14 protein-coding genes are annotated in these 10,142 nt (G+C 52.1%); 2 read left to right on the top strand and 12 right to left on the bottom strand.

The features are described 5' to 3' along the window. Positions 1-152: 152 nt before the first annotated feature. Both C1752_RS22485 and psbL read left to right on the top strand, forming a co-directional pair. Complete coding sequence (locus tag C1752_RS22485; RefSeq protein WP_233501830.1) at positions 153-464, top strand: hypothetical protein; 312 nt, start codon at positions 153-155, stop codon at positions 462-464. 129 nt (positions 465-593) lie between these two features. Further along, the gene (gene psbL, locus C1752_RS22490; protein WP_110988302.1) at positions 594-713 is read left to right on the top strand and encodes a photosystem II reaction center protein PsbL; all 120 of its coding nucleotides are present in this window, start codon (positions 594-596) and stop codon (positions 711-713) included. Here psbL and C1752_RS22495 read toward each other — a convergent pair. The 12 genes from C1752_RS22495 to C1752_RS22550 form a co-directional block, all read right to left on the bottom strand. Further along, positions 706-1,749, bottom strand: a complete 1,044-nt coding sequence (locus C1752_RS22495; protein ID WP_110988303.1) for an ATP-grasp domain-containing protein — start codon at positions 1,747-1,749, stop codon at positions 706-708. The genes psbL and C1752_RS22495 overlap by 8 nt on opposite strands. A gap of 54 nt (positions 1,750-1,803) precedes the next feature. Beyond that, positions 1,804-2,568, bottom strand: coding sequence for a cysteine dioxygenase (locus tag C1752_RS22500; protein ID WP_110988304.1), 765 nt, complete (start codon positions 2,566-2,568; stop codon positions 1,804-1,806). Between the two features lie 298 nt (positions 2,569-2,866). After that, a complete protein-coding gene (locus C1752_RS22505) occupies positions 2,867-3,637 on the bottom strand; it encodes a hypothetical protein (protein ID WP_110988305.1) in 771 nt (256 codons plus the stop codon). A 132-nt stretch (positions 3,638-3,769) separates the two neighbouring features. After that, positions 3,770-5,209 (bottom strand): cation:proton antiporter, encoded by a 1,440-nt coding sequence (locus C1752_RS22510; RefSeq protein WP_110988306.1) that lies wholly within the window; start codon positions 5,207-5,209, stop codon positions 3,770-3,772. A gap of 32 nt (positions 5,210-5,241) precedes the next feature. Next, positions 5,242-5,904, bottom strand: a complete 663-nt coding sequence (locus C1752_RS22515) for a Na(+)/H(+) antiporter subunit B (protein ID WP_110988307.1) — start codon at positions 5,902-5,904, stop codon at positions 5,242-5,244. After that, positions 5,901-6,497, bottom strand: coding sequence for a DUF4040 domain-containing protein (locus C1752_RS22520; RefSeq protein ID WP_110988308.1), 597 nt, complete (start codon positions 6,495-6,497; stop codon positions 5,901-5,903). Before C1752_RS22520 ends, C1752_RS22515 begins: the two co-directional genes overlap by 4 nt. Beyond that, on the bottom strand, positions 6,490-6,765 hold the full coding sequence (locus tag C1752_RS22525) for a monovalent cation/H(+) antiporter subunit G (protein WP_110988309.1): 276 nt from the start codon (positions 6,763-6,765) through the stop codon (positions 6,490-6,492). The genes C1752_RS22520 and C1752_RS22525 overlap by 8 nt, the downstream gene beginning before the upstream one ends. An 82-nt stretch (positions 6,766-6,847) precedes the next feature. After that, positions 6,848-7,096, bottom strand: coding sequence for a hypothetical protein (locus tag C1752_RS22530; RefSeq protein WP_110988310.1), 249 nt, complete (start codon positions 7,094-7,096; stop codon positions 6,848-6,850). Beyond that, positions 7,093-7,485: a Na+/H+ antiporter subunit E gene (locus C1752_RS22535; RefSeq protein WP_110988311.1), complete on the bottom strand. Its 393-nt coding sequence runs from the start codon at positions 7,483-7,485 to the stop codon at positions 7,093-7,095. Before C1752_RS22535 ends, C1752_RS22530 begins: the two co-directional genes overlap by 4 nt. Then, positions 7,482-8,909: a cation:proton antiporter gene (locus tag C1752_RS22540; RefSeq protein WP_110988312.1), complete on the bottom strand. Its 1,428-nt coding sequence runs from the start codon at positions 8,907-8,909 to the stop codon at positions 7,482-7,484. The genes C1752_RS22535 and C1752_RS22540 overlap by 4 nt, the downstream gene beginning before the upstream one ends. Further along, positions 8,906-9,238: a cation:proton antiporter subunit C gene (locus C1752_RS22545; protein WP_110988318.1), complete on the bottom strand. Its 333-nt coding sequence runs from the start codon at positions 9,236-9,238 to the stop codon at positions 8,906-8,908. The genes C1752_RS22540 and C1752_RS22545 overlap by 4 nt, the downstream gene beginning before the upstream one ends. 254 nt (positions 9,239-9,492) lie before the next feature. Then, positions 9,493-10,142 (bottom strand): cation:proton antiporter (locus C1752_RS22550; RefSeq protein ID WP_146242402.1); only part of this gene is annotated, 650 nt, incomplete at its 5' end.

Below are 10,142 nucleotides of genomic sequence, written 5' to 3' on the forward strand. Positions count from 1 at the left end.
ATCGAAGCCGTCAGAGATATTCTGCGGGTTCCTCCCGTCCTCTATTAATTCTGAAGACGGATGCCAGCCGTGACAGAAATTGCATCGGTAGCCCGCGCTAAATCAACCGTGGTATAGAGGCGTAGAGCCACATATTACGCCTAAATTAATCAATGAACACCTCAAAACAGTCAGCCATGGAAGCCTCAATATTCGACACCCTTTTTCGAGATAGTCAGGGCGAGATCGTGATTGCCCAGCCCCCAAACGCAACGCTTTCCATCTGGATCGGTGCTAGCTTACTCAAGTTTACCGTTACTGAGGGTCCAGGCCACACGGCCCTTGAGACCGTCGCTTTCAGCGCCATCATCATCTGGTCAATTCAGGAACTCTGTGACGGGGTCAACTATTTCCGGCGCGGTTTGGGGCTGCTGGTCTTGGTCAGCGTCCTAGCTTCCAAGGTTGACCAGGCTCTTCTGGCCTAATTGGGCATGCCGGAAACCTTACTCTGCCTTTAATGCGTCAACAAGTTAGGGTTAACCCTCGAGAACTAGACTAAATATTCACGATCGAAAAGATCGGAACTTTCTCTACAAACTGTTTAGGAGATCGACATGCCCCCGACGCCTAATCCGAATCGGCAACCTGTTGAGCTAAATCGCACCTCTTTATTCCTAGGTTTGCTCCTGGTGTTTGTGACAACCCTGCTCTTTTCAAGTTACTTTTTCAACTAGCAGAAGACTCGACAAGCCTTGATTCACTCCGCTGAGGTTGCGGGGCTTGATTACCTGCAAACTTCAGCATCCAATCAATCAAGCGATCGCAAGTCCTTTCCCCCGTCAACGCCTCTAGTCGCGCAAAGCCACCGATATTACCGGCATTGATTTCACTAATCCGCCAAGTCCCTTGATCGTCGAGCAAAAAGTCGTAGCCAAGAGTGTGAAGGTTGCGATCGCAATATTCTCCCACTGTCCCTTCAATGGCTTCGCGCTCAGCGCGGGTCACCTCTGCCAGCTCGCATTCGCCATCAACGCTCACATTATTAACCCAATAGCCACTTCTCGACCGTCGCGTATAGGCACCATAGATCTCCCCATCGACCACCACCACCCGCTTGTCGCCCGCAGTGACGCCCTTAAGGTAGCGAACAAACTGTAGGGGTTCTAAATCACTGCCCTGCAGAGCCTGCATAACCTGAGCAAAGTTTCTAAAGCATTGAGTTCCGTTTTGACTATTGTCGACCCAGAAAGCTTGCTGCTCATACCAAATTTTGAAAACACCGCGACCACCACAGCTATTGGTTTGCTTCGCCACAATGGTTTGGTGCTGCTCGAAGAAGGTGAACGCCTCTGCTAAATCCGCCGTCACCAGCATCTCAGGCGTATATCTCCCCGCCACGCGCTGCAGAAAATCAGGCTGCATTTGCTCTTGCTTCCCCACAGGATCGTTGATAAATCGTGTGTGCTGGGCCCAGCCACGAAGCTGATCAAGATAACCGTCTGGAAACGGTTTGAGACGTCGGCAAAAAACCAGATCAAAATCTGATAAAGCCTGCTGTAGACGTTCCTGGCGATCCAGTTTGCAAAAATCACCGTAGGTCAGCGTCTCCGGTACAGCCACGGCTGCAACGTGATCGGCTGACGTCACCGCTTCCACGGGAGCATGGAAAAACGTAATGTGCGGGTCGCGGGCAAAGCGCTGATAGAGGGTGGGTACATCCATCTCAGGCTGCCCGTAGAGAGAGGGATCACAAATGTTGAGCAGTCTCATGCTTGTTCAGCCCTTTGGGTGAACGCCCCACAACAGAAAGCCGCTGACCAGCACTTAAACATGGCTCGTCACGGTCTTAAAATCTGCAAGATCTTGCTGCAGCATCGTTGCTGTCTGTAGCAGAAGAATCGTGTCTTCGCCATCGGCCAGCCGTCGATGAACCCTCGCTAGCATTTGCTCGTGGTGCCGTAGTGTCGTCTCCCGGTCCCCCCGCAAGCCGTTGACCTGACGGGTGATCTGATGGGCTGGCAGCCCAAAAAAGACACCGCCATCCGTATATTGAGTACATTCTTCGTAGAGGTTGAAAATTCTGGCTCCCCCGGTGATGGGGCCGTGATGTCCTAAGCTGCCATAGACATGCAAGCTCAGAAAAGGCCGATTGCTCGGGTTCCCCATCTGGTGGATTAAATCGTGAGTGACGACGTTGATAGTTCCCGCCGAAAAGGGATGTACAGACACCGTTGAAAGCTGCATCTGGTCGAGGCGAAAGACAGCATGTTCTGCCTCACCGAAGGACTGTACAGCCCCCCACTGAGCTGCACCATGATCGTGAATCGCACTATAGTCTCCCGGCAACCAGGACATGACCATAATTTCAAAATGACCGCCATCATAAATGAGCTGACGACCATAACTATTGGCCACTGGATGCTCAAAATCTGTCCACAACTGCAGATCGTTAGCTTGGATGTTTGCCGCCTGCACACAATCCTTTGCAATCTCAGGCGTTATCACTGTTCTGCGCTCCAGGGAACGGATCAGGGTTTGAATTCGAGCAGGCCGTCCTAAGTAGGCTGGAACCATATCAGTTTTCATCATGCTTGGTCATCTCAAAACACAACAGCAAATCGATGCAGAAGACAAAGCGATGGGCTGTACTGTCTTCCATATTGACACCCTAGGTGTCCGGTCTGAAGCCCTGCTGAGAGAAGCATGAAAATCACCAAACCCCATGCAAACACTGACTCCAACAATCGGAAACCAGTGGGCTGAGCATCCACTTCCTTGGGGGAAACACCTGAACTTTAACAGTGAACGACACCTCGTAACCCTCCATCCGGGATAAGAGCTGAAGATCTCGGTACAGCGGAGGAGGAACTGGGGGCTTGTTGGTTCTCTATGACTCTGGAAAGAGAATCGTTTCCGGCGGTAGGCTGCTCTCCTGAGCCGCTGCATTAGCAGCGACATATCCAGCATCAGCAGAAAGCCCCAGTGCTGGATAGCCCATTGAGATAGCCACCTGATCGCCATATAGACAGGCGAGTTGAGTTGGAAAGTGTGTCGTCCCCAGATGGGGCTGCAAAGCTGCGCGGGTGTAGGTGAGCTCGTCCCTTTCCAGAGAGCGAGATCCTCCACCCGCAAATCTGGTCGCGTAACCTTCCTGGCGCATCATTTGGTGCAGCGTTTTTGGGAAACCGTGTCGGTTTTGATAAAGTCGTCGATAGACTGTGCTGAGAACGGCACCCTGAATGGACTCGGTTGTCGGTATCTCACTGGTCCAGAGTAAAACCACAATCCAGCCATCACTTGCTCGCCCAGGATCTTCAAATCGGTGGGTGGCATCGGTAAGCGCGCGATGGGTCCACTCCCCTCCAGCATCATCTGCTAACACTAGCGCGACCCGGAAAATTGCATCGAGAAAAGGCAGTCGGCGCTCAGCGTCGCGGAGTGACTGTTCAGCAATTTTTTCAGCCTGTAGCTCAAGCAGCTGATCGAGCTGCGTCTCCACATGGCGCTTTCCCATCGGATTCATGAGAGACAGGGGCAGTACCATCTCATCGGTGCCGTTAGTCAAGGTTTGCAGATACTCTCGAAAGCGCTGCATCGGATTGGGAATTCTGTATAGATCCCGCTGAATCTTCAAAAGTGGCTGGAGTATCAACTGCATCGGCCCAAGTCTAGAATGATGACAGTCAAAATCTTAGGCACAACGGTCGCCTGCGGTGTTAGACGCGACGGGCTTTATGCCTGCTCCGTGAGCCTTGAGAACAATGGGTGAGTCTAATCAGCAAATCTAGAATCACGCCAGCACCATCCAGAACAGCACAGTAAGCACAATGCTCATGACGCCAATCAAGTGCTCGAGCTGCTCAAAGAGGCGCGGCAGCTTGAGAATCGTTTTTCGAAAAGCCAGGAAATAGACAAGCCATCCCGCACCTAGGGTCAGCAAGGCTTTAACCAGGTTTGTTGTTGTATAGGCATCGATATATACAATATTGGCGGCGATTAATCCACTCAACAACAACAGGATGGCAAGCCAGAGTCCGAGCTTGCGGCTGTAAGATTCTGCTGGCTCTGATGTGGGCGGGATAAAAATGAATTTGGCAAAGGCGATCGCAGTTCCCACCGCCACAATACTCATCACGATCTCTTGCCAAGAGCTGAGCTGCTTGAGGGTCTGGGTCTTGGCTCCAAAGCCTGCCAGTAAAGGAAAACCGGAGATGGAAAGGGATGAGATCGCAATGCCAGCCCACATCGGTGTATAAACTCGGCTTGCTCGCAGTGCTTCAAAATCACGACTAGGCAAGTTCCCAGCCATCAAAAAGAGAGATGATTTCGCCAGCCCGTGCGTTAACGCATAGAAGCCTGCTGCAGTGGGTGCCACCAGAATAAAACCCAGCTGCGAAATCGTACTAGAGGCCAGCATCCGTTTGGTATCTCGCTCAAGGATGGCATAGCTCACCCCGAGCACCGCTGTCGCCGCACCAAAGATCTGGAGCATCGGTGTAATACCTTCCACCATCAACGCACAGCGCACCAGCGGAAAAACGCCGGTTTTCACAACCACCCCCGACAACATCGCAGATACAGGCGTCTCAGATTCAGCGTGGGTCAACGGAAGCCACAGGCCCGAGACAAAGATACCGCCCTTCGTCAACAGTCCTAGAAAGATCAGTGCGATCGCCTCTGTCGGAGCCTGTCCCAACCCTGCAAACGCAAACGAATGTGTGGCCTGATACACCAGCAACGCCCCAATCAGGTAAAACAGCATCGCTGTATTGCTAACAAACAGGTAGCGGAGTCCGACCCAGATGGAGCGGTCCGTACGGGGATAGGTGATCAACAGGAAAGCCGCAACGCCAATAATTTCTAAGGCCACATAAAGACTAATAAAGTCTGCACAAATGAACACAGCGTTAACGCTGCCGTGCAGAATACTGATCTGGGTATAGAAAAACGCTGATTTATCGCTTTGCCAGCAATAGAGAATAACGGCTGTGGTGACCAGCGCATTGGTCAAGATAAAGTAGCCGCTCAGTGAATCAACCGTTAAGGTAACGCCAAAGTTATCTAGGAGCTGTAGATTGATGGGTAACGGAGCAAGGATGGCCTGCAGCCCATAGACTAGCGACAGGAATGCCACCATCAACGCAAAGGCACGATCCAGTTTGGGGAGCAAATAAATGCTGAACCCCATAAAAAAGGGCAAAGCAATCCAGGTCAGCGTGATTAGGCTCATGGTATATGGTCAGAATTCTGCTTTTCTGTTGACTACAACAATCCTCGGTAACGGATAAAGATTAAGATCGCAGCCCAAGACCCTAGAGCAACCTTGACCGCCACCAAAATATTGAGAACCGGAATCCATCCGCCGCTGAACAGTCGTCCCAGTTGGCCCTGCGGCAGCTCTATACCGACGAGGGTTAAGACGGCCAGCACAATGAAAACGAGCACCGATACTTTTTCCCAGGTCGCAGCCTGCCAACGCTGGTAGATGGCCTCCATCCACGTTGAAGATGAGGTAATGGCAACCAGACCGATCGCCGTCCCCCCGGCAACACCTGCGGCAAAGCCCCCCCCTGGGCTTAGATGTCCACGTATCGCCAGCTCAATACCAACCAGGGCCGCAATTGTAGCCCCCAAACGGGCTAAAACGATGGAGGGGTGATCGGTAAACTGGTAGACCGTCTGGGAAGGTTGTTCATTGGCGAGTAAAAATTTGGCTCCCATGATCGCTGTGGTGAACACAACGACCTCGAAGATAGTGTCGTAGAGACGATTCCTGAAGATGATGCCTGAGACTGCATTAGGGACGCCGCTGTCCTGCACGATCGATTCGACGATCGCAAGTTCAGCAGAGTCAATTGCTGGATTCGGGAAGACCAGCATTTTTATATACAGGGCAATACCAACGGCAATATAGATCCACTTCATATCTGTCCCTCCGTCGGCATTTTGGGTGGGGGAGACGCATCGGAGGCCGCACCACTCTCAATCAGGCTCACCGGCAGTTCCGTCTGCAGAATTTCATATAGACGTCGAACGCGAGTTTGTAAATGATAGTCGGATGAACTTTCGGGGGATATTTTCAATACGGTATGAATTTCTTTATTTATCAATGCCATATTTAAAGCCTGCGGATCGGCGTAGGGAACGGGTTCGAGACGCACATGGTTCTTGCTCAAGAGGCTGCGGAGATGCGCAAGGATTTCTTTTTGGGAGTCTGGTGGCTCTGAGAGTGGGACCGGGGGCGCTGCACTCTCAGACTCTTCTCCCAAAATGCCAAGGCGCATACTCATAGAAGATCGCACGGCTACGGCGTATAGAGTAATGGACAACATGGTGCCCACCAGGGCTTCGGTGAGCGCAACATCTGCGGCTCCGAAGAGGACGTAAACTAGGGCCGCGATGGCCCCCAGAATGCCGCGAATCACGAGGGCTTGATAGGGATTGACCTGGACAATCAGCAGGCAAGCGGTCAGGGGCAGGAGTGCCGCGATGGCAACAATGTGTAAATCTTCAGGCATCTCGACCTCCGGTGGAGCAGTAGGCCAGTACGTATCCGAGGACGGTATTCCAGATGGAGAGAGCGATCAACGCTAGCACCAGCAGCGGCCACTCACGGGGGATTTTGAGCAAAAGACCCACAATCATGAGCATGGAGCCGAGGGTGTCGGCAACGGAGAGGCTGTGGAGTTTAAAGAGGACGGAGCGATCGCCCAGCAACGGCCACGTGCCCCAAAACCAGAAGACTAGGCCCAGCCCGATACAGAAATAGCTAAAAATATCAATCATTAAATGTCTTATGTCTATTGTTTTTTGTCTTGCAATGTCTGTAAGCTTCTGTGGCCCTCCCCCCACCAGCCCCCCAGAACGTTCATTCATTCACTCGCTTAAGGACGTGGGCCAGTAGCATCAGAGAAGCATTACCGACGCTTAAGATCAGAACTCCGACCACACCAATCATCCAGTCATCGCGGACGACCGAAAGCACCAAAATCATCATCGAAGTCTTGGTGGCAATGCTGGCAAAGGCCAAAACCTTCTGCCAGATATCTTCATCTTGGCAAGCTTCGTAGATGGGAATCAGCAAAGCTGCAATCATTGCAATCAGAACTAGATTCATGGTGCTCTCCTGCGACGGATGCGGTGGACTTCGTACCAGCCGTCATCGTGGTACTTCACAACAATGGTTTTGGGGGTAAAGGTAATCAGGAAAATATCCAGAAAAATCAGTCCCGGCGTCCGCTGGGGCTTGACCCGCTCCATGACAATTTCTTCCTCCGTGTGGGGACGCAGCATAATCTCAATGGCTTCTATATAGGCTTGGGGAATGGCGACTAGAATTTCCCCAAACGTTCGTAACCAGTCCTTCAGGACGGGAGAAATCGGGGTGAAACCCCACGGAATCAGGAGCGAGACCCCGACCCCGATCACAATGTTGCCGGGACTGACGTCAGCAGTCAGCAGAAACCAGATGGTGAGCCGTAGGCATAAGTCTAAAATTCTAATCATGCTAGGGCCATCCAGAAGAGTAGAGTTAACACGATGCTCATGCTCCCGATCAGATGTTCAAATTCCTCGGCGACACGCGGCAACTTGAGCGTCAGTCGCCGCACAGCGACCCAATAGATCAGCCAGCCTACGCAGACTGTCCCTAGAGACTTAACGGCGTTGGCCATTGTGTAGGCGTCGAGATAGACGACATTGGCGAGCACGAGTCCCCCCAACAGCAGCAGAATTGCAGGCCAAAATCCGGGTTTAACCGTCTCCTCTCCGCCACGGGGGAGAAAAATAAACTTGGCAAAGGAAATGGCGGTGCCCACTGCCGCTAGATTCATGCCGATTACCTGCCAGGGCAAGAGCGCTTTCATGGTTAAGACCTTGGCCCCAAAACCAGACAGGAGCGGCAAACCTGAGATGGAGAAACTTGCGATCGCCAATGCTCCCCAAACAGATATTGACAGCGGTATCTTCTGCAGTTCCTTAAGGTTGCGACTGGGTAGATTACCTGCAATTAAAAACAGAGCAGATTTTACTAAACCGTGGGTCAAGGCGTAAAAGCCACCGACTTCCGGTGCAGCCAACACAAAGCCCAATTGAGAAACGGTATGGAAGGCCAGCATGCGCTTACTATCTTTTTCAAAGACGGCATAGCCCACTCCCAACAGAGCAGTGCCGACCCCAAACAGGCGTACGATGGGATCCAGCTCTGGCACCATCAGGGCAAAGCGGATTAGCGGAAAAACACCCGTTTTGACAACTACGCCCGACAACATCGCTGAAACGGGTGTCTCAGATTCTGAGTGGGTTAAGGGAAGCCACAACCCTGAGACAAAGATGCCGCCTTTGGTTAGTAGTCCGAGAAAGATCAGGGCAACCGCCTCTGTAGGAGCTTGACCCAATCCTGCAAAGGCGAACGAGTGGGTGGCCTGGTACACCAGCAGCGCCCCAATCAGGTAAAACAGCATTGCTGTATTGCTAATAAAGAGGTAGCGCAGTCCAACCCAAATGGAGCGTTCTGTTCGGGGGTAGGCAATCAGCAAGAAGGCCACCACGCCGATCACTTCTAAAGCCACATAGAGACTGATGAAGTCGGCGCAAATAAAGACCGCATTGACGCTGCCGTGCAGGAGGATTGTCTGCATATAGAAAAAAGCTGATTTCTGACGCTGCCAGCAGTAAAGCAAAACGGCTGCGGTGACCAGGGCGTTGGTCAAAATGAAGTAGCCGCTCAGCGTGTCCGAAAGTAGGGTAACGCCAAAGTTGCCCAGAAGCTGGAGGTCAAGAGGGGATGGAGCAAAGATCCGCTGGAGACCATAAGCTGTGGAGAAGATAGGAATTGCGATCGCAAGCCATCGATCCAACTTCGGCAGCAGATAAATACTGAAGCCGATAAAAAAGGGCAGCGCGATCCAAACCAGCGTGACTGAACTCATGGCGTATAGCTCTTCTCAATCTCGTTCGCCTCCAGCGTGGGATGCTCGCGCGACAGCTTCATCACCCCCACCAGCATCAGCGCCTGAATCGAGAAGCCAATCACAATCGCCGTTAAAATGACCGCCTGAGGCACCGGATCTGCATAGGCCACGGGTTCCTTGTAGGCAATCGGCGTGAATAGCCCGCTCCGTGAGGAGACTAATACGTAGTAAGCGATCACGCCCGTACTCATCACATCCATTGAGAGGATCTTCATGATCAGGTTTTTCTTGAGGATAATTCCGAAAAAACCCAGCAGAACGGTTGCGAAAACAAAGGCTTCTAAGATAGGCATTGCTCTTTATACGGGTAGGACTAAGAAGATGTTTTGAAAGCAGTCAGTCGTGACACAAAGCACAAGGTTTTTACCCAGCTCTCCTGCTCAAAGCGACGGTGTATATGCAAGCATTAGGAGAATCTGAAAGTACTTCACTGGCCCTCGCCCCTGAGGGGAACGCCCCCAATCGTTGAGACTCTCCCCCCAGAATTGGGGGGTCGGGGGGGCGAATGCAGGAAGTAGATATGGCATCGGGGCTTTCCTCGTCACTCCACCACAGACACAGCAGCGTTTTCACCCTCTTCGCTATCACTCTCTTCAGGCGCGATGCTCTCCTGATCTTTCAGAGACAGCTGCAACAGGGGGGGAGCCAGAAAGGTCGTCAGAATAACCATCACAATAATGGCGGCTTCCAGCGGAGCGCTTAAGGCACCGCTGGCGGACCCAATACCTGCAAAGACCAGACCAACTTCACCCCGAGGAATCATGCCCACGCCAACGGCAAGTCGATTGATGCCTGGCTTACCAAAGATGGTCCAGCCTGTGACGACTTTCCCGACGATGGCAACGACGAGTAGAAAGGCCGCAATGACCAAACCCGCTCGGTTCTCAGGTACGGTGGGGTTGAGTACGCCGAGGTTGGCTTTGGCACCAACTGTCACAAAAAAGATGGGCACTAAAATATCGGCAATAGGCATCACCTGCTGATCGAGTTCTTTGCGTTTGTCAGTTTCGTCTAGCACCAGACCGGCAGCAAAGGCTCCTAAGATTGCTTCTAAGTGAATGACACTGGCAAGGCAGGCCATCGCTAGGGCAAAGGTAAATGCAGGAACCAGTAAAGCCCCTCGGGTCTGGAGTTTATCTGCGATCGCAACAAAGCTCTGATTAAAAAACTTACCCAGCAAGATGGAACCCA

Origin of the sequence: Acaryochloris thomasi RCC1774 (assembly GCF_003231495.1) — a bacterium.
Classification (GTDB): Bacteria; Cyanobacteriota; Cyanobacteriia; order Thermosynechococcales; family Thermosynechococcaceae; genus RCC1774.